General features: G+C 64.0%; 16 protein-coding genes. 14 read left to right on the plus strand and 2 right to left on the minus strand.

All coding sequences use genetic code 11. The features are described 5' to 3' along the window. The first annotated feature begins 54 nt into the window (after positions 1-54). A complete protein-coding gene (locus HAHE_RS14400; protein ID WP_338685390.1) occupies positions 55-1,296 on the plus strand; it encodes a beta-ketoacyl-[acyl-carrier-protein] synthase family protein in 1,242 nt (413 codons plus the stop codon). Then, complete coding sequence (locus HAHE_RS14405; RefSeq protein WP_338685391.1) at positions 1,293-2,315, plus strand: hypothetical protein; 1,023 nt, start codon at positions 1,293-1,295, stop codon at positions 2,313-2,315. Before HAHE_RS14400 ends, HAHE_RS14405 begins: the two co-directional genes overlap by 4 nt. Positions 2,316-2,599: 284 nt before the next feature. Here HAHE_RS14405 and HAHE_RS14410 read toward each other — a convergent pair whose 3' ends face one another. Further along, positions 2,600-3,301 carry a hypothetical protein gene (locus HAHE_RS14410; RefSeq protein ID WP_338685392.1) on the minus strand — a complete coding sequence of 234 codons (702 nt, stop codon included), beginning with the start codon at positions 3,299-3,301 and terminating at the stop codon, positions 2,600-2,602. A gap of 105 nt (positions 3,302-3,406) precedes the next feature. Here HAHE_RS14410 and HAHE_RS14415 point away from each other — a divergent pair, with 105 nt between their 5' ends. From HAHE_RS14415 to HAHE_RS14440, 6 genes are read left to right on the plus strand one after another with little or no spacing between them, the layout of a single operon-like run. After that, positions 3,407-4,513, plus strand: a complete 1,107-nt coding sequence (locus tag HAHE_RS14415) for a right-handed parallel beta-helix repeat-containing protein (RefSeq protein WP_338685393.1) — start codon at positions 3,407-3,409, stop codon at positions 4,511-4,513. Between the two features lie 52 nt (positions 4,514-4,565). Next, positions 4,566-5,633, plus strand: coding sequence for a CPBP family intramembrane glutamic endopeptidase (locus HAHE_RS14420; RefSeq protein ID WP_338685394.1), 1,068 nt, complete (start codon positions 4,566-4,568; stop codon positions 5,631-5,633). Next, complete coding sequence (locus HAHE_RS14425) at positions 5,626-6,360, plus strand: ComF family protein (RefSeq protein WP_338685395.1); 735 nt, start codon at positions 5,626-5,628, stop codon at positions 6,358-6,360. The genes HAHE_RS14420 and HAHE_RS14425 overlap by 8 nt, the downstream gene beginning before the upstream one ends. A 48-nt stretch (positions 6,361-6,408) precedes the next feature. Beyond that, positions 6,409-7,236, plus strand: a complete 828-nt coding sequence (gene accD / locus HAHE_RS14430) for an acetyl-CoA carboxylase, carboxyltransferase subunit beta (protein ID WP_338685396.1) — start codon at positions 6,409-6,411, stop codon at positions 7,234-7,236. Positions 7,237-7,269: 33 nt separating this feature from the next. Beyond that, a complete protein-coding gene (locus HAHE_RS14435) occupies positions 7,270-8,478 on the plus strand; it encodes a folylpolyglutamate synthase/dihydrofolate synthase family protein (protein ID WP_338685397.1) in 1,209 nt (402 codons plus the stop codon). A gap of 59 nt (positions 8,479-8,537) precedes the next feature. Then, complete coding sequence (locus tag HAHE_RS14440) at positions 8,538-9,641, plus strand: hypothetical protein (protein WP_338685398.1); 1,104 nt, start codon at positions 8,538-8,540, stop codon at positions 9,639-9,641. Here the strand turns inward: HAHE_RS14440 and HAHE_RS14445 are convergent. Beyond that, entirely contained in the window at positions 9,638-10,228 is a 591-nt protein-coding gene (locus HAHE_RS14445; protein WP_338685399.1) for a Pycsar system effector family protein, read from the minus strand. The genes HAHE_RS14440 and HAHE_RS14445 overlap by 4 nt on opposite strands. Before the next feature lie 105 nt (positions 10,229-10,333). Between HAHE_RS14445 and HAHE_RS14450 the strand changes: the two genes are divergently transcribed. From HAHE_RS14450 to HAHE_RS14475, 6 genes are all read left to right on the plus strand, one after another. Then, complete coding sequence (locus tag HAHE_RS14450) at positions 10,334-13,858, plus strand: FecR domain-containing protein (RefSeq protein WP_338685400.1); 3,525 nt, start codon at positions 10,334-10,336, stop codon at positions 13,856-13,858. 27 nt (positions 13,859-13,885) lie between these two features. Beyond that, on the plus strand, positions 13,886-19,321 hold the full coding sequence (locus HAHE_RS14455; protein ID WP_338685401.1) for a PKD domain-containing protein: 5,436 nt from the start codon (positions 13,886-13,888) through the stop codon (positions 19,319-19,321). Positions 19,322-19,358: 37 nt separating this feature from the next. After that, positions 19,359-21,197 (plus strand): glutaminase A, encoded by a 1,839-nt coding sequence (glsA, locus tag HAHE_RS14460; protein ID WP_338685402.1) that lies wholly within the window; start codon positions 19,359-19,361, stop codon positions 21,195-21,197. A 39-nt stretch (positions 21,198-21,236) separates the two neighbouring features. Further along, a complete protein-coding gene (locus HAHE_RS14465; protein WP_338685403.1) occupies positions 21,237-23,309 on the plus strand; it encodes an adenylate/guanylate cyclase domain-containing protein in 2,073 nt (690 codons plus the stop codon). Between the two features lie 89 nt (positions 23,310-23,398). Next, positions 23,399-24,094: an SDR family NAD(P)-dependent oxidoreductase gene (locus tag HAHE_RS14470; RefSeq protein WP_338685404.1), complete on the plus strand. Its 696-nt coding sequence runs from the start codon at positions 23,399-23,401 to the stop codon at positions 24,092-24,094. 108 nt (positions 24,095-24,202) lie between these two features. Further along, positions 24,203-24,835, plus strand: coding sequence for a TetR/AcrR family transcriptional regulator (locus HAHE_RS14475; protein WP_338685405.1), 633 nt, complete (start codon positions 24,203-24,205; stop codon positions 24,833-24,835). Positions 24,836-24,848: the final 13 nt, after the last annotated feature.

A 24,848-nucleotide genomic window follows, 5' to 3' on the forward strand; every position in this document is an offset into this window, starting at 1 on the left:
CTGACCGTTGCCTAGCTGCCGGGGCGGCCGGACGGCCAGCCCGAATTCCTGATTGTGGCGTATCGAGCCGATTCCAAGCTGCCTTCCTCGCCCCGCCCGGTTGTCATCACCGGCGCGGGCATCGTGACGTCGATGGGCTGCGGGATGGCGGCGAATGCCGATGGCTTCCGCGCAGGGCGGACCGCGTTTCGCGAGGTCGACCTTTTCGACGTCTCCGGCCAGCGGACGAAGACCGCCGGGCAGGCGGATCTGCCGGACAAGCCCGCATTGGACGCCCTCTCGGCCAAAGAGTGGGAGCGGATGGATCGGGGCACGCGCCTTGCGCTGACTGCTGCGCAGGAGGCTCTTGGGGAGTCCGGCACCTCCGGCGGTATGCCGGTGATGGTCGGAACCTCCGCCGGTGCGATGCCGGTCGGCGAGGAGTTTTACCGCCACGCCCTGAACGGCGGTCGCCGGGGGCAATTCGAGCGGGTCGAGCGCTACCAGCCACAGCGGCAGTTGACGACGATGCTTCGCGCGCTCGGCGTGGGCGGGCCGCTGCGCATCATTTCGAATGCCTGCGCCTCGGGTGCCAATGCGATCGGACACGCGTTCCAGATGGTCCGCGAAGGCAAGGCGGAGAGGGTCTTGGCCGGCGGTTATGACGGACTCGCCCAATTGGTTTTCGCGGGTTTCGACTCGCTGCAGGCTCTGAGTCCGGGCGGTGTGCCGAGACCTTTCGATGCGAACCGGGACGGCCTCGCGATCGGTGAGGGTGCCGGATTTGTCGTGGTCGAGAGCGTTGAGTCGGCCCTCGCCCGCAACGCACCCATCCGCGCCAGCGTGCTTGGCTATGGGGCCGCGACCGACATTCACCATCTCACACAGCCGAATCCGGAGGGCGACGCCGCGCTGATCACGATGACCCAGGCGACGGAAATGGCGGGGCTTGAACCGGGGCAGATTGACTACATCAACTCCCACGGCACCGGCACGCCGCTGAATGACGTTGCCGAGGCGGCCGCGATCCGGCGCTGGGCCGGGAATGACACGCCCTCGATCCGGGTCAGTTCGACAAAGTCGGCGATCGGTCACCTGCTGGGTGGCGCCGGCGCGGTGGAATCGGTCATTTGCCTGATGACACTCGACGGCCAGTGGTTGCCGGGCAGCCTCAACATCCGGGAAGTCGATCCGGCGGTGGAGTTCGATCTGGTGCGTGAACCTCGCGAGGCCGAGGTCAAACACGTGCTCACGAACTCATTCGGGTTCGGCGGTGCGAATGCGACGCTCGTTTTCGGAAAGGAGGCGGGCGAATGAGCCGGATCACGGTCAGCGGACTGGGCGCGGTGTCGTCGGCGGGGTGGGGAGTGCCCGCGCTGCTCGACGCAATAGCGAACAACCGTCCGCCGGAGATTTCGGAACTGGAGCGCACCACGGGCGAGGGTGTCGTGGTCCGCACGAGTGTCGCCCGCGTGCCGGCCCTCGATGACCGCTCGCGCCTGCCGCGGGATCAGCGTTTGCGCCGGGCCAGCGCGGTCGGGAAGTTCGGGGCGGCCGCCGCCTTCGAGGCTCTCGGATCGGAGCGATTCGAAGCATCGAGAACCGGCGACCTGCGGCTCGGGGTGGTGTGCACCATGATGAATGGCTGCGTGAACTACTCGAACCGGTTCTACGGCGAGGTGCTTCGCGATCCCGGGACCGCCAGCCCGATTCTGTTTCCCGAAACCGTCTACAACGCACCGTCGAGCCACCTGTCGGCGGTCACGCGCTCAAGTGCTCCCAACGACACGCTGGTCGGCGACGGTGCCGAGTTCTTCACCGGTCTCGAACTGGCCGCCGAGTGGCTGGAGCGGGGCGATTGCGACGCTTGTCTGGTGGTTGCTCCGGAGGAGACCGATTGGCTGAGTGCGGAGGCGATGGGCTACTACAGTCATCGTATGTTGCCCTCGGAAGGGGCCGCCGCGCTTTTGCTGGAGAAGGGCGGAAGCGGGCCGTGCCTGTTGGCGGTTCCCGATCCGGTCAACTACGCCGAGGAGGCGGATCGCTTGGCCGGCTTCGCGCGCGTCTGGCAGGATCTCGACGTTTCCGACAATGGTCACACACTGTGGTCCGATGGGCGGACCGGCGTCGCTCGCTTCGATCGCGCCGAGTCGTCGGTCGAATGGAACGGTCCGCGGCTTTCCGTCCGGCGCTTGCTCGGCGAGGCACTCGGAGCGGCGGCGGGCTTGCAGACGGTTGCGGCGCTCGGGGTGCTTGAGCGCGAGGGTTTCGAGCGTGCCGTGGTGACCGCCGTCGGCGGCAACGAAGGTCTGGGTGGGGCGGTGTTTGGCCGGTAGCAGGCAGGTTTCAGGCGTTCTTCAGCAGTCCCGAAGGGACGTCGGCAATTAGCCACGGGGTTCACCCCGTGGTTGCAAACGGGCAAGAGGATTGAGCCCCGCGAGGGGCGTAGGCAGGGTAGGACCCGTCTGATCGGTCGCGAGTCCGCCTACGCCCCTGCCGGGGCTCAATCGTTCCGCAGATTCAGCAACCACGGGGTGAACCCCGTGGCTAACTGCCGGCGCCCCTCCGGGGCTCAAAGCGAGGGCTTTCCGATGACGCGGGAGCGGGGCGCGAGGGCGGATCAGTGGGGCGAAATGACACCCGTCCGTCGCCTGCGGACCGAAAGGAGTAATCCCGCCACGCATAGGACGGCGCATCCGGGTTCCGGGACGGTCGTGATGCTGACGTTGTCGAGGAACTGGAAGGTCGGATCCTGACCGCCGACCTGCGGGTTCTTGTAAGCGAGAAACTCGATCTCGATCGTCTCGGCGGTGGCGACGAAGTCGATGTTCCGAGTGAACCAGTCGGTCGTGTGATCCGGGGCGGCGACGGCGTTGCTGTTGACGCTGTCGGCGAGGTAGAGGCTCGAACCGTTGAGCAGGACCTCCCAACCTCCGGGCACATTGACGCCTTCATAAAAGCCGGGCGTTCCCGGGTTGAAGAAGAGCCCGTTGGCGTGGCTGAAGTTCAGAGTGTAGGTGGCGCCGATCGTAAATCCCGAGATCGTCTGGCTGAAGCCTTCCCGGTAAGTCGGGCCGGTGGAGGCGCCATTCATGAAATAGTCGCCCCAGTTCGTTTCCCAAAGACCTTCGGGACCTTCGCCCCAGAACCAGTCGGGGCTCTCGGCCGAGATCGTCCAGCCATCCGCTGCCGCGTTGCCGTCGCGGTCCGCTCCCGGAATGTCGACGTAGGCGGACGTCAGGTTTTCAAAGGATCCGTTGACGACCGTGACGGCGTGCAGGGAAGGAACGAGAAGACAGGCGGCGAGGAGGGAGCTTTTCATGACGGATGGCCAGTCCATCAGGCTGCGGGTCGCCGGATCAAGGCGATTCGGGATTGGCGTGGATCCTCGCTGGAGTTCCTCGGGGCGAGTCTGCCAAACTGAGCCATGATCCGCGTGCTTTCCGTCCTTTTCACAAGCGTATCGATCGCCTCGGCCGCGATCGTTGTGTCCGACGATGCCTCGTTCCGTGCCGCGCTGTCCGGGGCGAAACCGGGCGATGAGATCGTGGTCAAGGAGGGGGAATACCGCGGGGGCATCCAGGTGCGCGACCGCTCCGGGACCGAGGACCGTCCGATCACGTTGCGGGCGCAGGGACGGGTGATGCTGCGGGGCGGCGGCTCGACCGCGATCCAGTTTTCCGCCTGCTCGCACTGGACGATTCGCGGGCTGCAGGCCGAAGGGTTCACGGGTAACGGCTTCAACTTCGACGACGCGGGGCGGCTTGACCAACCGGTGGTCGGTTTGGTGCTCGAGGAACTGCGGGTGTACGAGACAGGGCCGAAGGGGAATCATGACGGAATCAAGATGTCGGGCATCACCAAGTTCCGGGTGGCCAACTGCATCATCGAGGGCTGGGGCGGATCGGCGATCGACATGGTCGGGTGTCGCGACGGTGTGGTGGCCGCATGCCGCCTGCGCGGGCTCGAGGGATTCAGTTCCGCGTCGGGGATCCAGATGAAGGGTGGGACGCGCGGGATACACGTCCGGTCCTGCAGGTTCGACCGGGCCGGCCAGCGCGCGATCAATCTCGGGGGAAGTACGGGAAAGCCGTACTTCCGGCCGGAGGTGACCCGCTTCGAGGCGGAGGGCATCGAGGTCAGCAACTGCCTTTTCCTCGGCGGCGAGACGGCGGTCGCGTTCGTCACCTCGAGTGGCGGTCGGGTGCATCACAACCTGATCCTGCGTCCGGAGAAGTGGGCGTTTCGCATCCTGCAGGAACAGCCGGTGGCGGAGTTCGGACGCTGCGAAAAAGGCGAGGTGTTCCGGAATGTGATCGTCTTTCCCGAGAGCAATCGCACCGCGGTGAATGTCGGGCCGGACACGCTGCCGGGAACCTTCACGTTTCGCGAGAACGCGTGGTTTCATGAAGGAGGGCGGCACCGGCCGCAGTTGCCGGTCGAAGAGGCGGGCGGCCTGTATGGCGTCGATCCCGAGCTGGTGGAGACCAAGATCCGGTCTCGCGAGCTCTTCGGCTACGGCCCGCGCAACTGAGCCGGTCGCACTTCGCTCTTGGCACGGCGGGGGCGGCCCGTAGCGTTCGGGTGTGGCGCGATTCCCCCAAAGCGACGTTCTCAAGGTCTTCCTCTATGTGGCCGCGATGCTGGTGCTCGGGGCGGCTCTGGCCCCATGGCTCTACAATTTCGGAATGGGGCTGGCCGAGGTCACCGCCGACAAGGACACCAACGGCGTGGTCGAGTGGCTGGGCCGTGCGGCGGAGCGGTCGAAGGACAACTTTCCCCGCTTTTACGACCGCTCGGTTCTCCTTGCGGCCCTGCTGCTGATTGGCCCGTTGCTCTCGTGGCTGAGGATGCGCCGCGGGCACGAGCGGTATCGTGACACGCCGTGGTCGCTGCGACTCCCGGATCACGTCATCAGCGACCGGGGTCAACCGCTGAAGAAGAACCCGCAGGCCTGGGCGCAGGGATTCTTCGGCTTCGTGGTGGCGGGCGGACTGCTGCTGATCTCCGGCTGGGTGCTCGTGCGTGCGGGATTTTTCATGTGGAAGGACGCCGCCGAGTCGACGCATGGCGTCGCCAATCCTCTGGTCAGCCAGATCGAGTGGTTTCGGGCGATGAAGAAGGCGGTGCCGACTGCGTTGGTGGTGTCGGTGATCGAAGAGATCCTCTTTCGCGGGATCCTGCTCGGGATTTTCCTGCGGGCGATGCGACCCGCCGCCGCTATCGGCCTGCTGTCGTTCCTGTTCGCGTTCGTCCATTTCCTCGAACCGCCGGAAGGAGTTGTGATTGCCGATCCCGAGGCGTCGAATGCCGGCTTCCTGCTGCTGGGGCAGATTCTCGCGCGCTTCGCCGATCCGTTGTCGATGGTGAGCCGCTTCTCGGTGCTGTTCGCGGTCGGGGTCGTGCTGGGCGTGGCCCGCTGGCGGACGGCGTCGCTGTGGCTGCCGATCGGCCTGCACGCCGGTTGGATTTTCTGCTTCGCGCTTTTCAAGGCGTCGACGTGGCCGGTCCCCGGGCTGCCGGAAGTCGCGCAGTGGTTGGTCGGAATGAGCCTGCTCGAGGGCGTGCTGCCGCTGGCGGTGGTGGTCATCACCGGACTGGTGGTGGCGATGTTGACGAGGTCGCGGCCGGATGACGACGGACTCGATGCCTGAGGGGCGCGGGCTGCGGGCGCTTTTCGGGCGGGTGCTCGATGTCGTCTATCCCGGCGTCTGCCACCTTTGCGGAGACGGCGTGGCGGGTGGGCGGAATCTCTGCTCCGACTGTTCCGAAGCGCTTCCCGGCCTGGAGGCGCCGTTCTGCTCGGACTGCGGGGAGAGCTTCGACGGCGCGATCGACGCGGTTTTTTCCTGTCCGAACTGCCGTGACCAGGAGTTTGCCTTTGAGTTCGCCCGACCGGCGCTGGTCCGGTCGGACGGGGCGATGGAGCTGGTTCAGGATCTGAAATACGGGCGTCGTCTCGAACTCGCGCGGGAGCTTGCCTCGCTGGCAACCAGGGCCTTCGAAGATCCGCGGCTGTCGGAGGCGCTTGATTCGCGGTGGCCGCTCGTGCCGGTCCCGCTGCACCGGCGCCGGTTCCGCTGGCGGCAGTTCAACCAAGCGTTGGAAATCGCCCGTCCCATGGGCAAAGCGCTCGGTCTCCCGGTGGTAAAGATGCTCCGACGCAAGCGCGCCACGGTCACCCAGACCCGGCTGAGCCGGAGCCAGCGGCAGAAGAACCTCCGGGGTGCCTTCGAAGTGAGGCCGGGAACGGGCGAGAAGCCCGGCGTGGTGCTGGTCGACGACGTTTTCACCACCGGGTCGACCGCCCACGAGTGCGCCCGGGTGCTCCGCCGTGCCGGAGTTCAAAAGGTGGTTGTCGTGACGGTGGTGCGCGGCTAGCCTCGGGGCCAACGCATTCCGCGCGTTCTTTTTATTCCGAAAACCGACATGGGGATCTTCGACAAGCCGCCGCTCCGGAGGAACAAGGGTAAGGATGTTGTGCCGGAGGGACTGTGGACGAAGTGCCCGGACTGTTCGGCGATGCTCCACCAGCTCGAGCTGCGGCAGCACTTCCAGACTTGCCACCACTGCGGTCACCATTTCCTGATGGATTCCCATGACCGGATCGCGCTGATCGCCGATCCGGAGAGCTTCGAGGAGACGGATAATGAGCTGATCTCGGCGAACCCGCTCGGATTCGCCAACTACTCCGAGAAAACCGCGGGCCTGCGGGAAAAGACGCGGCTCAACGACGCGGTCGTGACCGGCCGACTGAAGATCGGCGGTAAGCCGGCGGTGATCGCCGTCATGGACTTCAAGTTCTTCGCCGGATCGATGGGCTCGGTGGTCGGTGAGAAAATCACCCGGGCGATCGAGATCGCGATCAAGGAGAAGCGTGGCGTGGTGATTGTCTCCGCCTCGTCCGGTGCGCGGATGCAGGAGGGGATGCTTTCGCTGATGCAGATGGCCAAGACCTGCGGCGCCCTCGCCCGTCTGTCCGAGGCCGGGCTGCCTTACATTTCCGTACTTACCCATCCGACCACCGGCGGGGTCACCGCATCGTTCGCGACCATTGGCGACGTCAACCTTGCCGAGCCGAAGTGCATGATCGGTTTCGCCGGTCCGCGCGTGGTCAAGGAGACGACCCACCAGAACCTTCCGCCCGGCTTCCAGACGGCCGAGTTCATGCTCGATCACGGACTGGTCGACGCCATCGTCCCCCGGGTCAAGCTGCGCGACAAGCTGGCGACCCTGCTCGGCTACATGATGGCCTGACGTCGGGCAGGTCCCAGCAGCGGAAGCCGCCGCATGAACTACCGCGACGCCATCGACTGGTTGTTCTCGACCCAGATGTTCGGGATCAAACTCGGGCTTGAGGGGCCGACGCGTCTTCTCAAGCAGTTCCTCGCGTTTCCGGCCCACGGGGTGAAGGTGATCCATGTGGCGGGCACCAACGGCAAAGGTAGTACTTGCGCCATGATCGACTCGGTCGCCCGGGCAGCCGGGATTCGGAGCGGGCTGTTCACCTCGCCGCACCTGATCGATTTCCGGGAAAGGATCCGAGTTTCGGGGGTCGAGATCCCGGAAGAGGAGTGCGCGGAGTTGCTGACGCAGCTCAGGGAGCTGTGCGGACGGCTCGATCCGCACCCGACCTTTTTCGAGATCACCTTGGCCGCGGCGATGCGATGGTTCCGCGAGCGGGAGTGCGAGCTGATCGTGCTGGAAACCGGGATGGGAGGACGCCTCGACGCGACCACCGCGGTGCCGGCGGATGTCTGCGCGATCACTCCGGTGGGTCTCGACCATACGCAGTGGCTGGGCGACACCTTGGAAAAGGTGGCCATCGAGAAGGCGGGAATCATGGTCGAGGGCAAGCCGGTGATATCATCCCCGCAGGAACCCGAAGTGCGCCGGGTTCTTGAGATGGAGGCCAACGAGCGAAGGAGCCCGCTGGAGTTCGTCTACGCGCCGCTGCAGGGATATCCGATCGGACTGGCGGGACCGCATCAGGCATGGAATGCCGCGGTGGCGCTCGAGTGCCTGCATGCGGCGGAAATTCCGCTCAGCTATGAGACCGTGCATCACGGGCTTTCGACCGTGCGTTGGCCGGGGCGGTTCGAGGTGATCGAACGGGACGGCAAAACCGTGGTCCTCGACGGCGCGCACAATCCGGACGGAGCCAAAGCGCTCGCCGTGGCGTGGAAGTCGCGCTTCGGAGAGACGAAGGCGGCCTTGGTTTTCAGTGCGGTGGCGGCGAAGGATATCGCCGGTATCGCGGCCCAGCTCGCGCCGCTTGCATCGGAGATCCACCTGTGTCCGGTCGACTCGCCCAGGGTCGTGCCGACAGAGGAGTTGGCGAAGTTTTTCACCGGGTCCACCGAGTATCCCGACTTCGCAGCGGCGTTCGCGAAGGCTCTCGAGTCGGACGCCCCGGTCCTCGTGGCCGGTTCGCTGTTCCTCATCGGTGAGGCCAAGGAACGGCTTGAGGGTGGAGACCGCGTGCGAAGCGACCAGTAATCGGGTGTTCGCGAATTCGCGCTTGTCGGCCGGACTCCGGAGGTCGAAGAGTCGATGCGATGACTCGGCGCCTGATGGTGGGACTTGGGATCGGTATCGGGCTGGTCGCGTTGTTCGCGTGGAGGGGGAGTCAGAAGGGTGAACGGGAAGGCGAAACACCGGAATCTGCCGAGGTGTTGTCCGAGACTGAGGAGGAGGCAATGAACCGGATCGAAGAGGTTTTTGAGAGCCTGAGATCGGCGGATGGGGAGTTGAGTTCTCGCGAGCTTCTCTCCGATCTCAAGATGGAGTTGCTGTTGATGCCGAGCGACGAAGCTTCCGAAGCGATCGTCTCGTTCCTCAAGGACGATTCGAGAAATGTCGCGACCGGTCTCCGGTTCGGCTTGGGGCTTGATCATCAACTCGACTCCGCTCCCACGCTCCGGGTCGCGTTGCTCGATTGGCTGGGAAAGATCGATCCCGAGAAGGCGGCCGAGTTGGCGGTGTCGATTCTTTCGACGTCAGGCGATCCGAACGAGTGGGCCATTTGCTTGCGCAACAAGGCCTTGGGCGACCCGAGCCAGGAGTCGCTCGACTTCGTGGAGAAGAAAGCGCTCGAAATGATCCGTCGTTCGGACTGGCGGACCAAGCCGACGATCAGCTATCTGGAATCCTTCGACGTTCTGGTTCACACCAAGTCCACTGCGGCGGTCCCCGTGCTGGCCGAAATGGTCTCCGATCGTGGGAAGGAGGGCGAGGCCGTGGCGCATGCGGCTTTCCTGACCCTTGACCGTCTCGTGCAGCTTGCGCCGGAGAAAAGCATGAAGCGGCTGATGGAGGACCTGTCCGTGGCCGAGAGTCGGCCGACGATGCTCGCCCAGGTTGTCGCACGCGCCGACCTGCGCGATGCCGCACAGCGCTCGTGTGTCGAAGCCTACCTGCTCGACCCCGAGCGCAGCCCGGCGGAGATCGAAGCATTCGCGGCGATTTTTCCGAATGCGAACTTCATGGTTTCCGACAACTTGGTCAGTGAGACCGTCATTCCGGCTGGCGCCGAATTGGAGGCCAGAGAGCGCGCGGCACTGGGAGTGATCGACGGTTGGATGGCGGAGGAACGGTTCGAGCCCGTTCGAAGTTCGCTTGAGAGGATCCGCGAAAGGTTGGAAACCAGGGTGGTCGACTAGGCGCCCGGGGCCAGCGCCAGCATGACCACGAAGAAGAGCACGGAGGCGATCATGCCGATCAGGAAGATGTCGTAGCTGATCCGCACCTGCTTGTATTTCAGACCGAGCGCGCGGCCGAGGTAGTAGACGTCCTGGATCATGCTTGAGAAGATGTAGTTCTCGTCCTTCAGCAATTCCCGCATCGCCCAATCGAAGTCCTCGCGCTTCGAAGCGTGGAAGTTCCCGAAGAAGAGCAGGTTGGTTTTCCGCTGGCGAACGGCGTCGCGGGTGAAGGTGCCGGTTCCGACAGCTGGGCGGATGGAAAGAATGCTGAAGCTGAGGGAAACGAGGCACACGCAGAACATCAGGATCGTCGGCCAGAGGAGATGGGATTGCTCCTTGAGATGTGGAACGAGCAGGGTCGTCAGTGCGCCAATGATGATCGAGTTCGCGCAAATCATCACATAGGCCTTGTTGTCGGCGATGAAGGTGAACTCGACATGGGTCGAGACCACATTTCGGAACATCGTGTCCGCGAAACCTTCGACGCGGGGGCTGAGTTCGATCGGTTCCGGGGCGTTTTCGGGACTCTGGGGGGATTCGTTCATGGGGTTGGGTCGGGAGTGTCGAGCACGATGGATGCCTCTCTTCTTCCGAGATTGGCCCGGGAGCTGCAGCAGGGTGAATGAAATTCATGGAGGTAGGCATCTGTCATGCACCATATTCCTCACGCGAACCCGAATTGCCTTGTTCGCCCGAACGCCGGGTTGAGCATGGGAGGAATGGTGTTTGGTCCGTTCCCCCGGATCGCGGTTCTTTTCCTGATGGTGCTTGGAGGTGCCATGGCGGAGCCGCCGAAAGAGGGTGGAGAGTTGGTGGTAGTGGAGAACCAGGTGGACCGGTCTCCGGCGACGACGGCGTGGACCAAGGCGGCGCTAGGTGACGCGGTCGGCTGGCAAGAGCAGGTCCGGACGGGCGAGCTGAGCCGCGCGGGGATCGAGCTTTCCACCGGTGGGGTGCTGCGACTCAGCGAACTGACCAGCTTGCGGCTCCAGCCACCGAAAAAACAGGACGACGATCCGCGCAGCCGGATCAACTTCACGAAGGGCGCGGCCTACTTTTTCAGCCGGACCGAAAAGGAGGCGGACATCGAGACCCCGACGGCCAGCCTCAACATTCGCGGGACCGAGTTCGTTCTGGAAGTCGGCGCGAACGGGACCACGACGGTGACGATGATCGATGGCGCGGTCGGCCTGTCGAATGCCCTTGGCGCCATCGATCTGTCGAGCGGCGAGCAGGGGATCGCCGAGCCCGGGCGGGCCCCGCGCAAGACGGCGGTGCTCGATGCCACGGAAGACATCCAGTTCTTCCTCTACTACCCGGGGATCGTCGATCCGGCCGGCTTCGACGGTCTCGGAGCGGCATTCGGGCCGTCGCGGAAGGCCTATGCCGATGGCGACCTGCTGAAGGCGCTCGAGCTGCTGCCGCAGCCGGTGAACGTGGCCGAGTTTCAGTTTGCCGCGGCGGTGAAGCTCGCGAGCGGGAGGATCGACGAGGTCGATGAGGATCTGCGGCGCGCCGGGGCCGGTCCGATGACCGATTCGCTGCGGTTGCTGATCGATGTGGTGAAGAAGCCGGCGGCCGAGATGATCGATGCGGTCGCGCCGGCGACGCCCGAGGGCCGGTTGGCGATTTCCTACGTCCACCAGTCCGCGGGCGATCTTGAAGGGGCTCTGGCGGCGGCCAAAGAGGCGGTCGGGCAGTCGCCGGAGTTCGGTTTGGCGTGGGCGAGGGTGGCGGAGCTGGAGTTCGGGTTCGGGCGAAACGACCTGGCCGAGACTGCTGTCGATCGCGCGCTGGCACTCAGTCCACGCAACGCACAGGCGATCGCCTTGAAGGGCTTCCTCGCGCTGTCCAGAAGCAGGATTCCCGAAGCACGCGAATGGTTCGCCGCGGCACTCGAAATTGATCCGGCGCTTGGGAACGCTTGGCTTGGGCAGGGACTCGCGTTCTACCAGTCGTCGATGCCCGACGAAGCGCTGCGTTCGATCACCATCGCTGCCGCGGTGGAACCGAACCGCGCTTTCCTGCGTAGCTACCTCGGCAAGGCCTTCGCCGAGTCGGACAAAGACGATCGCGCGCTCCACGAACTGGGGCTCGCCCGGCGCTTCGATCCCGGCGACCCAACCGCGCCTCTCTATCAGGCGCTCCTTGAACAACGTCTTTCGCAGTACAACCGAGGCATCGCCAACCTCGAGAAATCGGTCGAACTCAACGACAACCGCGCCGTCTACCGCTCCGGCTTCCTCCTCGACAAGGACCGCGCGGTGCGAGAGGCGAATCTCGCCTCGCTCTACGAAAACGTCGGGATGACCGAGACCAGTCTCGAGGAGGCGCGTCGGTCGGTGGTCAGCGACTACCTGAATCCGTCGGCCCACCTGTTCCTCTCGAACAGCGTCGACGCCCTGCGCGACCCGCGGCGGGTCTCGCTGCGCTACGAGACTCCTTGGTTCAACGAGCTGCTGCTTGCCAATCTGTTCTCACCGGCGGGAACCGATCTGCTTGCCCAGAACATCTCGCAGCAGGAATACACCGCCCTGTTTCCGGAGAATCCTTTCGGGTTCTCGACCCGGACCCGCTACCGGGGCGACGGCGAGTTTCTCTCGACCGGTACCGCGCAGGGGAGGTTCGGCCGCTCGAGCGTCGCGCTCGACTACGACCTGTTCACCGCATCGGGTGACCGCCCGAACCGCGACATCGAGCGCTACACCGGGTATCTGCAGTTCAAGCAGGCGCTGAGCGAGCGCGACAGCCTCTACTTCAATTTCAAGTTCCAGCGGTTCCGCGGCGGTGACCTGCGGCAGCTCTACGACCCGACCACTTTCGATCCCGACTACCGCGTCGAGCAGGAGCAATCGCCGGTGGCGATCGTCGGCTACCAGCACGAGTGGTCGCCGGGCAGCCGCACCCTGGCGCTCGGCGGCATGCTCTCCGACCGGCTGCGGATCTCGGACAAATCGGCGACGTCGTTCGCGATGTTCATCGATCCGATGGCACCCGCGGTGTCGCCACCGCTGGCATTTCCCAGCGACATCGACCAGCTCCGCGAAACCGAGGTTTACTTCGGCGAGTTGCAGCATGTCTGGAGCGACGAGCGGCAGACCTTCCTCGTCGGAACCCGCTTCGACTGGGGTCGTTTCGAAACCGAGAACATCCTCTCGATGCAGCCGATTTTCGGCATCCTTCCCGGCGATCCATTCTACCTTAACGCCTCGCCCGACTACCGCCGTTGGGTCGCCTACGCCTACTACACCCGGGAGCTGGTCAACGGACTGTGGGCAACACTCGGATTGGCCTACGACACGCAGGACTATCCGCTGAACACCAGCGTGCCACCGGTTTCCATGGCCGAGGGCAGCCGTTCGGAACTGCTGCCGAAGGCGGGCTTGGTGTGGACGCCGTGCAACGAGCTGACGTTCCGGCTCGGCTACGCGCGGTCACTGGGTGGCGCGACCTTCGACGAGAGCGTGAGGCTCGAGCCGACCCAGGTCGCGGGCTTCACGCAGTCGTTCCGGACGCTGATCAACGAGTCGGAAGTCGGCGGGCTGTCGGCCCCGCTCTTCGACACGGCCGGAGCGAGCGTGCTGTGGAAGCTTCCCTGCCGGACCTACCTCGGAGCAGAGGGCTTCTTCCGCAGGGCCGAAGCGGTCCGGGGTGTCGGCGTTCTCGGTATCGATGTCGGGACTTTCGCCTACGACCGCGTGCTGCAGGTCGAGGAGGATCTCGAGTACGAGGAGTATGGCGGTTCGTTGCACGCCACCAAGCTGATCGACGACGAATGGTCGATCGGCAGCCGCTACACCGTCACTCGGGCCGAGCTCCAGCGCTCGTTTCCCGCCTTCACCGCGGCGGGGATCGGCGGCTTCAGCTCGGACCAGTCGTCCGAGCTCCACGATGCCGAGGCCTACATCATCTACAACCATCCGAGCGGATGGTACGGGCGGCTCAGCGGACGTTTTCTCTCGCAGGACAATGGCGGTTACACCCCGGCGCGGCCGGGCGACTCGTGGACGCAGATCGACTGCGCGATCGGCAAGCGCTTCTTCCACAACCGGGCCTCGGTCGAGGCCGGCGTGCTGAACCTCACCGACCGCGACTACCGCTTCAATCCCCTCATCACCCTCCCTGAACAACCCCGCGAGCGGACCTTCTACCTCGAGGTCCGCGCGGACTTCTAGTCCCTGCCCAGCCCCGAATCCACGATCATGAAAGCCCCCGTCGCGACTGCTCTGGTCTCCATCTCCCTGCTCCAATTGATCCATGCCGCAAGTCCTGTCGCTGATGCGGGCGCGGACATCGAGATCGTAGATTTGACCGGCGATGAATCGGTGACCGTCGCGCTCGATGCGAGCGGCACAACCGACACGGACGGGGATGTTGTCAGTTACACTTGGAGTTGGGCTGGCGGCAGTTCCAGCGGCCAGCTGGCGGAGGGTACTTTCCCCGCCACCGATGTTCCGGTCACTGTGACTCTTACCGTCACTGATTCCTCCAGCAACACGGACGTCGACACGGTCGAGGTTACGGTCTTCCGGAAGGAGACGGCCCTCTTCACGGACTTCGAAGGACGTCTTGGGAATCTCGTCACAGGTACCGTTGCGGGAGAGACATTGGTCATCAGCAACGGGTTCTCCCACGACGGCGTCCATCGCCGGGTGGGCGGAGCGTGGGTCTACGATCCGATCCCCGATTTTCTGGACCCCAGCCGGGCCATCGATCCCGTCACTTTCCTGACCGGTGCGGTTGAACTCGGCGGTCAGGATGATCCCTACACACTGTACCGTTTCGACGGCACCGACTGGATCGAAAGTCCGGTCACTGCACCCGCCTCGATCATACCGATGGTCGACCCCGTGAATGACATCCAGCAATTGCAGTATGCCGTCGATGCGCAGACCTTCCTCGTGTCGGACCGCTACAACAATCAGTATGGGGCATTCGGCGGACGCGTCTTCGTCTATGACTGGTCGGGTGACACCCTCGCCTTCAACGCGGAGCTTCTGCCGCCGGGCGGGGTTTCCGCCGGGGACAACTGGGGCGATAAGATTGCCCTGGAGGATGACCTTATCGTCGTCACGAGCGAGAACAGCTCAGGTTTCGGTGCGGACCTCCAGATCTACCGGAAGGTCACGGGGTCGTGGACTCATGAAGCCACGGTGGTCTCCGATGACCCTTCAGGAGAGGGCTTTTCGGCGTTCGAGCTGAGTATCGGGAACGGGCGGATCCTGGTAGGCACCACGGCTGCCGACGGGGTCACCGTTGTCGAGAAGGTTGGTGCCTCATGGGTGCAAACCGACATCGCTTCCATCACCTTCGGTATCCCCGGCTTCTTCGGTTACCAGATGAACGACGATGGGGAGTCGTTCATCGCCGACGACGAGTTCGCGAACATCATCCTTTTCGAGAAGGACGCCGTCTCCTCCGACTGGTCGACCGCGACCGTTTCTGAAAAGCGCCTCCTCGCCTCCGATCTGACTCCGCGGCGGTTCCTCTCTGTGACCGGATTCGACAACGATCTGGCAGTAGTCTCGGACCAGACCCTGGGCAGGGTGAGGGTCTACGACACAACGACCTACCGGCATGACATCAATGTCGAGCCGGTCGCGGATGCGGGCGCGGACATCTCAACGACCAGCTTCGACGGGGAGGGGGTGCGCGTCTTTCTTAACGGTGGTCTTTCCAGTGACCTGAACGGCGATGTCCTGAGTGCGGTATGGACGTGGGACGGAGGAAGCGTGAGCGGACTGCAGGCCTTCGCCACCCTCGATCCCAGCGTGACTTCGGTGGAGCTCACAGTCACTGACGGGGCCGGCGGAGTCTCGCGCGACAGTATCAGCGTGGACATCGAGAGCCCGCCTGTCATCAGCAGTATGCAGGATGTTGCGGTGGTGGATACCGACGGGGACGGCTCGATCCGGCTCCAAGTCAACGGTGCGGTGGATTCGCAGGACAACCCGATCGTGGCGTGGAACTGGATATGGCCGGGAGGTACGTTTTCGGGCCAGTCTGGCCTCATCACGCTGGAGGATCCGGCCAACGGGAACTTCATCACCCTGGAAGTGATCGACTCGAAGGGCCTCGTGAGCCGCTCGCAGTTCGCCTTCAGTCTGATGCAGGACAATCCCTTCCCTGACTTCATCGTCCCGATCGACGGAGTGTCCCTCGACCGCTTCGGCTCCAGCGTCGCCATCTCGGATGGTACGGTCATCATCAACGCCGAGGACAAACCGACCGGTCCCGTCTACACCGGGGCAACATACCTTTCCGAGAACATCAACGATGTTTGGCAGCAGATCCGTCTGGCCAACGGCGAATTCACCGCATCCGCGGTCGTGATCGACGGAGACTCCGCCTTTCTCGGCGCGAAACGCTACAACGACGGCACGGCCGACCGGGTCGGCGCGGTGAGGGTATTCGAGAGCCAGTCCGGGATCTGGACCGAGGTGCAGTTGCTGGAGATCCCCGAGACGGTCACGCCCTTTTACAGCGAATACGAGTTCGGGGCGTCGGTGGCGACGAGCGGAGACTGGCTGGCGGTGGGTACGCCGGGAGATAACACCGTCGCGAGCCGGGCGGGCTCCGTTTTCCTCTTCCAGCGGGTTGGCGGTACGTGGAGCTTCAGCCAGAAAGTCACACCGCCTGCCCCGTTCAACGTGGCGTTCACAAGCTTCGGCTCGGCAGTTGCTCTCCGGGGAGGCACTTTGGTCGTCGGCAGCACCAAGACGCAGGGCTTCGACAACGACAGCGCGGCCTTCGTCTATGAGTTGGCGGCAGGCTCGTGGGGTCATGTTCATACCTTCACCAGCGACGGCTTCGAGCCGAACGGCACCATCGACACGGTCCAGGACAGCTATGCCGCGGCCCTTGCCGTGACCGACACCGAAATCCTTGTCGGTGCGCCCGGCGAACCGAACGACGGAGTGATCGAACTGTCCCGTGGAGTGGTCTACCGCTACACGAAGCCGGGCGGCACCTGGGCATCCGCCGGCAAGATTGTCCCGGTCATCGACACGGCGTTTGGCAGCGGGAGCTTCGGGACCAGCCTCTTCTTCCGCAGTGGGCATCTGCTGGTAGGCGATCCTTCCTTCATCATCCAAGACGGTGCGATCCGCGGCAAGGGCGAGGTCCATGTCTTCCGGGAGCAGGCCGGTGGATGGTCGCTGGCGGACCGGATTTCCGTGACGAACGAGATCGACCCGACCTACACCAACAGCCAGTCCCCCAACTTCGGGATCTCGGTCGCGCACGACGGATCGGACCTTATCGTCGGTTCCAGCAACGGACGGAACGATGCAGGCCTCCGGACCGGCAAGGCCTTCGTCTTCCGGGACTATGCCGCGCTTAACCCGAACGCGAACTTTGAGCCGCTTGCTGACGCCGGATCCGACATTTCAGTGACCGACTCGGTCGTCCGCGGTCCCGCCCCCGATTACGAGATCACCGAGCCGCTCGGTTCCGAGGAGGTAACCTTGGATGGCAGTGGGTCGTCCGACCAGGAGAACTCGATCGTCTCGTGGGAATGGGAGTGGTCAGGAGGCAGCGCCAGCGGGGAGACCGTAAGCGCCCGTTTCCCGGTCGGGAGCACGACGGTGACGCTGACTGTGACTGACGCCGCGGGAATCGTGAACACGGATACCGTTGATGTGATCGTGGCGCTGCCGCAGACCGCGCCCGATCCGCTGCCGTCGACGGCGGGCAACACACTCACCGTCAATCTGCCCCGGCCCGAGTCACTGTGGCGGCTTTCGTCCGAGTTCCTCTGGCATCCGAGCGGCGCGACGATCGACGACATTGTGGACGGAGAGGAATACCAGCTCGAGATGATCGGCTTTCCGGGGTCGACGCAGGTCGTGACCTCGCCGATCACTCCGGGTGCCGGCGCCACGGTGCTCAATCCGGTGGTGGCGCTCGAGATTCCGGCGACAGAGACCGGCACGCTGACCTTTCCCGAAACCGCCCAAGGGTTCAGCTGGCGCTTTACCGGCGAGTCGGTCTGGCGGAATGTCGCGGACAACGGTGATACCTTCGAGGACCTGATTGCTACGACGGTTCCCGTAGGCAACTACCGGATCGAGTTCAAGCCGGTGGCGGGTTACACCACGCCGGGATCGCGCGAGATCACCATCTCGTCCACTTTCACCCTCGGGCTCAACTGGGGTGATTACCTCCGGATCAGCAACTTTGATGCATCGAAGACCTTCGACCTCGTCGCGTCGCCGAACCTCGAAGGCGACCCGTATCAATACGTCGGGATGATCCGCACGCCGCTCGGCCGGGGCACCGGCACCGTAGTGGCGGATCGTGTGGTGCTGACCGCGGGTCACTTGTTCTTCGACTTCAACGGCCTGAACTGGGCCGACACCCAGTGGTTTCCCCGCCAGCAGCAGGACACGAGGCAGGCGCCGCCGATGTCACCGAGAGGCATCCTCTACCGCACCAGCTACGCCAAATTGATCGCGCCGGACTCGGTGGAAGGTGAAGTGGCGAACCTGCCGGAGGACGCGCAGGAGGTCGACTTCGCGGCCCTCTACTTCAGCGACGTAGCGACCTGGGACGGCGGCTCGGCGAACTTCCTCGAAAGCAATGCCGACCGCAACTGGATGACCGGCAGCGAGCCGAAGCACGCGGTAGGCTATCCGCAACGCAGCCAGACTTACCCGGTGAGGGGACGGATCTTCGAGAAAACCTTCAGCACAGCCCTTTCGGCGATCGACTCGAACCCATTGCCGAAGCTCTACCAGAGCACCGAAGTCTTCGGTGACGGCGGTGCCAGCGGCAGCGCGTTGTTTGTCGAGCCGCCCGGCACGGGCCAGCAGTACCCCGCGGCCATCCTCCTGGCGGGACAGGGCAGGGCGGTTTACCGGGTGATCGACAGCGAAATCACACGGATGATCAAGGATGCCGAAGACGCATCGACGGGGAACGACGACGTGCTCGACAGCAATTCCTCGCTGGTGACCTTCGACAATCTCGGAGCTTTCACGACCTTGTCGGTCACGGTCTCGCCGGGTGCCACCCTCAGCGCCGCACGGTGGACCGTGACGCCGAATGCGGGCAGCGGCTACGCCAACGTCAAGTCGGGCCAGCAGGTGCCGTTCAATCCGGACTGGGACAGCTTCACCTTCACCTTTAATGCGGTGTCCGGTTACGCGACACCGGACCCGGTGACCTTCCTCGCCAGCCAGGTCACGGCGGGGGCAACCAATACCTTCAACGTCGTTTACGAGCCGCTGTCCGGCTATGATATCTGGAAACAGCTCAACCTGATCTCCGACGACAGCTTCGACGGTGATGGCGACACCTTGGTCGCGTTGATGGAGTATGCGCTCGATCTCGATCCCGATGTTGCCGACTACCGCCCTCCGATCCGCATGAAGGAAAGTCCGGCCCAGAGCACCTTCGCCGAGTTCGAGGTCTACGTCAGCGCCGTGGCCGACGCGATCCGCTACGAGGTCGAGGTGGCCGACTCGCTTGAAGACCTGGCGACCGGAACCAACGTCACGACGCTGCAGACCTTCACCAAGGCGGACGGATCTTCCGACTACATCACGGTGACCGACACCCAACCGATCAGCTCGTCGACGACCCGCTTCGGACGTGTCGTCATCACCCATGACCGAAGCCTTTCCACCGGTCCCTGAGAGGGCCAGCCTGTCCAAACCCGATGATTGAAGCCGAATGAGTGCTCCGGTTCCCCCGATTCAGAAGATTCTCGAGTCCCTTCACTCCGAGTTGTTGGAAAACCGCGATGGCGAGGTCGCGACCTACATACCCGAGCTGGGTAAGGCAGATCCGGAATGGTTCGGCATCTGTCTGGTGACGGCCGACGGCCAGGTCTATCAGGTCGGCGAGTGTGACCAGTCGTTCACCATCCAGTCGATCTCGAAGCCCTTCGTTTACGGTATCGCGCTTGAGGACCGGGGCAAGGAGGCCGTTCTCGAAAAGATCTGGATGGAGCCGTCCGGCGAGGCCTTCAACGCAATCAGCCTGCGTCCCGGCACCGGCAAGCCGGAGAACCCGATGATCAACGCGGGTGCGATCACCGCCACCTCGCTGGTCAACGGCGGGGATACCGATTCCATGATCCGACGGATTGTCCGGGTGCTCGGGATTCACGCAGGGCGGCCGCTCTCGGTCGACGAGTCGGTTTACCGGTCGGAAAGCGAGACCGGCCACCGCAACCGGGCGATCGGTTACATGCTGCGGAATTTCGAGATCCTTGAGGAGGATCCGAAGGCCTGTCTTGAAGCCTACTTCATGCAGTGCTCGATCTCCGTGACCTGCCGCGACCTCGGAATGATGGCGGCGACCCTCGCGAACGGCGGGGTGAATCCGTGCACCGGAGAGCGGGCGGTGTCCCGTGACTACGTGGAGAACATCCTCAGCGTGATGGGATCCTGCGGGATGTACGATGCGGCGGGCGAGTGGGTTTACAACGTCGGGATGCCGGCGAAGAGCGGGGTCTCCGGCGGCATTCTTGCGGTGCTGCCGGGCCAGTTGGGGATCGGAGTGTTCTCGCCGCGGCTGGATCCCTGCGGGAATAGCGTGAGAGGAATCGAAACCTGCCGCGAGATCACCCGGAAGTTCGGCCTGCACATATTCCAGGTGCCGCGTCTGGCCACCGAGGTGATCCGCCGGACAGGAAGTCTCGCACGGACCCGTTCGAGCCGCCTGCGTTCGGCTGTGGAAATGGAGGCGTTGAGACAGGCGGGGGACGCGATCCGGATTCTCGAACTCCAGGGCGATCTGAATTTCGGAACAGCCGAGTTCGCCTCCCGCGAGTTCATGCGGGCCGATGACCGCATTCGCGAGATGGTCCTCGATTTCTCCCACGTCACCGGCATGAACTCGAGTGCCGCCGGAGTGCTGGCGATGGCGTTCGGAAGCTGGCTCGAGACGGGGCTTCGAGTCTCGGTGTGCCGCTGCGAGCGGTTTCCGCTGCTTGAAGAGACTCTCTCGCGGGTGATTCCGGATCAGTGGCGGAAGGTCGGATTTTTCGACGACATGCCCGATGCGATCGAAGAAGCGGAGAATCAGTTGCTGGAAGAACTGGAGCTCCGCCAACACAGTTCGGAGGCGGTGGGGATCGAGGACTGCCAGTTGCTCTCCGGGCTCAATCTCGAAGATCTCGAGACGCTCGGATCTTTGCTCAAGCCGATCGCTTTCGAAGAAGGCGAGAGCGTGATGAAGGTCGGCGACGACCCGGATGGAATGTATTTCCTGATGAGGGGCAAGGCGAGCGCGTGGATCAGGACGGAGGCCGGAAGGGAGCGGCGGGTTGCGACCTTCTCTCCGGGAATGAACTTCGGGGAAATGGGCCTGATCAATCACAGTCCGCGTTCGGCGGAAGTGCGCGCCGACAGCCGGATCGAGACCATGATGCTGCCGGTCGAGGCTTTCGACCGTCTGGAGGAACTCGGTCCACGGCTGCAGGTGGCGATCCTGAGCAACCTGTCGGCGATGCTGGCGGACCGGTTGCGGGAGGCGAACGAGGAACTGGCACAGATCCATTCATGAGCGCCTTCGCAGGGCAATCCCCCGGCAGTCGGAGCTGATATGGCGAAGCCGCGATGGAACCGGCGCCTGAAACGGGCGGGAGCGGCAGCGGTGATCTCGCTGATCGCCCTCGCGTGGGGGTTGATGCTTCTCGAGTTCGACTTCGGGGTCGGTCTGAGGCGTGCGAGCTACGACCTTCCGTTCCGGTTCACCGAAAGGGTGCCGCCGGATGACATCGTGCTGATCCAGCTCGATGAGGCGACGTTTGCGGATTTCCAACTCCCGCTCACCGAACCTCTCGACCGCCGTTTCCATGCCGAGATGGTGAAACTCCTGACCGAGGCCGGAGCGCGGATGATCATCTTCGACATCAGCTTTCCGGACTCGAAGCCGGAACAGGATGAGGCCTTTGCCGACGCGATGGAAAAGCATGGGAATGTCGTGCTGATCGGCGAGTTGGTGAAGATTCGGAACGAGTCCGCCGAGCGCGAGCGCCTGCTGCTCTCCACCCCGGTTCTGAGGCAAGCCGCCGCCGGCTGGGGGCTCTCGCTCGTGCCGCGCGACACCGATGATGTCATCCGCAGGATCCGGCCGATGATCGAGACTCCGTTCGGCCCCAAGCCGAGCCTGAGCGAAATTGTCCGGCAGCTCGATTCGGGGAGCCGTGAAGCGGCTGCGGAGAGCGAGTGGTTCCTCGACTACTACGGCCGTGCGGGGACTTTCCCGAGTTACAGTTTCAGCGGCGTCGCGCGAGGGAGCGGGATCGACGAAGGCGCGTTCCAGGACAAGATCATCATTATTGGTGCCCGGCAGAACGCCGATGGATTCGGTGCGGGCAAAGACCTTTTCACCACTCCTTACACGGTAATCCCGGTCGAGAACCGGGACACGGGCGAGTTGGAGAAAGTGCTGACGCCCGGCATGGAGATCCAGGCCACCGCGATCGCGAACCTTCTCGAAGGACGCCGGATCACCCGTCTCGATTCCGGAATCGAGCGATGGCTGATCATCCTTCTGCCGTTCTTGTTCTCCGGCGCGGCGTGCCTGCTGGCGCCGATTCGGGGGGGCGTGACCTGCCTCTGTCTGGCGGCGGTTGTTGCGGCGTTGGGTGTGCTAGGCCAGCAGATGCAGGGGTGGAACTTCCTGTGGACCATTCCCGCCTTCGGCCAGGCGCCTCTGGTCATCGGCCTCGCGCTCGGCGCGCACTACTTCATCGAGTATTCCGCCCGCTGGAAATTGCGGCGCGCGTTCCGGTCCTACATGTCCGAGGAGCAGGCGCGCCAGATCGACGATGACGAGGTCAGCCTCGAACTCGGAGGCAAGGAGGTCGAGGCGACTGTCCTGTTCAGCGATTTGCAGGGTTTCACCGCGATGTCGGAAGGCCTGCCGCCGCAAGCGGTGTCGAAAGCGCTGATCAGCTACTTCGAGCGCGCGACCGAGGGAATCCTCGATAACGAGGGAACCATCATCAAGTACGTTGGAGACGCCGTGATGGCGACATGGGGAGCTCCGCTGAAGGTGGACCGCGAGGCCGATCGGGCGATCGATGCGGCGATCCAGATGCAGGTCGCGAGTTCCAAGCCCATCACTCTGGAGACGGGGGAAGGAACGATCGAGAAGGTACTAGCAACCCGGGTCGGTATCAATGCGGGCCCCGGCCTGGCCGGGAATCTCGGCAGCAAACGGCGCTTTGACTATTCGGTGATCGGCGACACTACCAACACTGCCGCCCGGCTTGAAGGTCTGAACAAGATGCTCGGCACATCGGTCCTCGTCTCCGAGGCGGTGCTGGCGAAGTGCGCGGATCGCGATCGCTTCGCCACACGGAGGATGGGAAGTTTCGTCCTCAAGGGAAAGCGGCAGGGGATCGTGGTGCACGAGGTGCTGGGCTATCGCGACGACCCGGCCAACCGAATCCGGAAGCGCGACGAAACCTATCTCGTGTTGTACCGGCAGGCGGTCGAGGCCTTCGAAGCCGGCGACTTCGAGCGGGCCCGGGGGACGTTCGAGAAGACGCGGTCGCTGCATGACCTGCTGCCCGACGATCCCGCTTCGGTTCTTTTCCTACGTGCGATCGATGCGGCCGGGACGGGCGCTGAATGGCGCGGCGAGGTGATACTTGAGTCGAAGTAGTGAATCTGTCCGGGTAGGACAGGAGACGGCGGGTCGCGCACTTCTTCCATCATCACTTGACGCCGTCGAGCTCCCCAAGAGGGTGCCGCATGGAACACCCCATCCTCATCATCGGCGGCAACTCGGGCATCGGTCTGGCGACGGTCGAACGCCTCGGCCGTGACAACCTTTCGATGCTCGCCGCGGCCCGTGACACGAGCCGCCTGGTCGAGCTCGGCGTCCAGACGCTTCCCTTCGACGCATCCAAGGAGCCGGACTTCGAGCTGCCGGAGAAGCTGGGCGGGCTGGTCTACTTCCCCGGAACGATCAACCTGAAGCCGTTCCACCGGCTCAGCGACGACGACTTCCTTTCCGACTTCCAGACGAACTGCCTCGGTGCGGTCCGCGTGATCCGCAAGGCATTGCCGGCGCTCAAGGCGGGCGCGCCGTCGTCGGTCGTCCTCTTCTCGACGGTTGCGGTGGCCCAGGGAATGCCGTTTCACGCGTCGGTCGCCGCGGCCAAGGCTGCGGTCGAGGGACTGGGCAAGTCGCTCGCTGCGGAACTGGCTCCGCACGTGCGGGTGAATGTGATCGCGCCATCGCTCACCGATACTCCGCTCGCCTCCGGCCTGTTGGGCAGCGATGCCAAACGCGAGGCGGCGGAGAAGCGGCACCCCCTGCAATCGATCGGTCGGCCGGAAGATGTCGCCGGCCTCGTCGCGTTTCTGCTCTCGGATGCCTCGAAATTCATGACCGGACAGGTGCTCCGACCCGATGGTGGGCTATCGAATGTCCGGACGTTCTGAGTCTTTCCCAACAAATGTGGGAATTGTAGATCGCTGATAAACAACAGGTTGTAAATCGTCACACGAATCCCGTTTGACTTGACCGACCGGTCAACTACAGGTGCCGGCATGTCCGAGACGGTTTCCGCACGCACCCGCTTGCTCGAGGCGATGGTGGGGGCGATTTGGGAGAGCAGCTACGGATCGACCTCGGTCGATCGCATCTGCGAGCGGGCCGACGTGCGCAAGGGGAGCTTCTACCACTTCTTCAAATCGAAGACCGCGCTTGCGATCGCGGCGCTGGAGCATCTTTGGGAAACGGAGTCGCGCGAGAACCTCGAGAAGATCTTCGACCCGCGCATTCCGCCGCTGTCGCGCTTCGAGCGGATGATCGAGCACTGGTACCGGCGTGCCCTCGACTGCCGCGAGCAAAAGGGTCGGGTACTGGGGTGCCCGTACTTCAATATCGGCGCGGAGACGGCCGCGGCCGAACCGGAGTTGGCCGCGAAGGTGCGCGAGATTCTCGATCGCTTCCAAGGCTACCTCGAAGCATCGCTGCGCGATGCACAAGCGATGGGAGTGGTGGATATCAACTCGCCTGCGGAAACCGCCGCCGCGCTTTTTTCGATGATGGAGGGCTGCTCGACGCAGGCCCGCATCCATGACGATCCCGAGCGGGTCCGTCATTTTGCCGACGCCTTCTCGCGGGTCATCGGCGCGGAATTGAACCCCGATCTCGATGCCGAGGTGGTCAACCGCTGAGGCATCCGAACGC

The sequence above is a fragment of the Haloferula helveola genome, assembly GCF_037076345.1.
Classification (GTDB): Bacteria; Verrucomicrobiota; Verrucomicrobiia; order Verrucomicrobiales; family Akkermansiaceae; genus Haloferula; species Haloferula helveola.

What these genes read in the sequence shown, in the direction of transcription:
- HAHE_RS14405 (WP_338685391.1), top strand. Translation starts at nt 1,293, where the DNA reads ATGAGCCGGATCACGGTCAGCGGACTGGGCGCGGTGTCGTCGGCGGGG.
- HAHE_RS14410 (WP_338685392.1), bottom strand. Translation starts at nt 3,301, where the DNA reads ATGAAAAGCTCCCTCCTCGCCGCCTGTCTTCTCGTTCCTTCCCTGCAC.
- HAHE_RS14415 (WP_338685393.1), top strand. Translation starts at nt 3,407, where the DNA reads ATGATCCGCGTGCTTTCCGTCCTTTTCACAAGCGTATCGATCGCCTCG.
- HAHE_RS14425 (WP_338685395.1), top strand. Translation starts at nt 5,626, where the DNA reads ATGCCTGAGGGGCGCGGGCTGCGGGCGCTTTTCGGGCGGGTGCTCGAT.
- accD (WP_338685396.1), top strand. Translation starts at nt 6,409, where the DNA reads ATGGGGATCTTCGACAAGCCGCCGCTCCGGAGGAACAAGGGTAAGGAT.
- HAHE_RS14435 (WP_338685397.1), top strand. Translation starts at nt 7,270, where the DNA reads ATGAACTACCGCGACGCCATCGACTGGTTGTTCTCGACCCAGATGTTC.
- HAHE_RS14440 (WP_338685398.1), top strand. Translation starts at nt 8,538, where the DNA reads ATGACTCGGCGCCTGATGGTGGGACTTGGGATCGGTATCGGGCTGGTC.
- HAHE_RS14445 (WP_338685399.1), bottom strand. Translation starts at nt 10,228, where the DNA reads ATGAACGAATCCCCCCAGAGTCCCGAAAACGCCCCGGAACCGATCGAA.
- HAHE_RS14450 (WP_338685400.1), top strand. Translation starts at nt 10,334, where the DNA reads ATGCACCATATTCCTCACGCGAACCCGAATTGCCTTGTTCGCCCGAAC.
- HAHE_RS14455 (WP_338685401.1), top strand. Translation starts at nt 13,886, where the DNA reads ATGAAAGCCCCCGTCGCGACTGCTCTGGTCTCCATCTCCCTGCTCCAA.
- glsA (WP_338685402.1), top strand. Translation starts at nt 19,359, where the DNA reads ATGAGTGCTCCGGTTCCCCCGATTCAGAAGATTCTCGAGTCCCTTCAC.
- HAHE_RS14465 (WP_338685403.1), top strand. Translation starts at nt 21,237, where the DNA reads ATGGCGAAGCCGCGATGGAACCGGCGCCTGAAACGGGCGGGAGCGGCA.
- HAHE_RS14470 (WP_338685404.1), top strand. Translation starts at nt 23,399, where the DNA reads ATGGAACACCCCATCCTCATCATCGGCGGCAACTCGGGCATCGGTCTG.
- HAHE_RS14475 (WP_338685405.1), top strand. Translation starts at nt 24,203, where the DNA reads ATGTCCGAGACGGTTTCCGCACGCACCCGCTTGCTCGAGGCGATGGTG.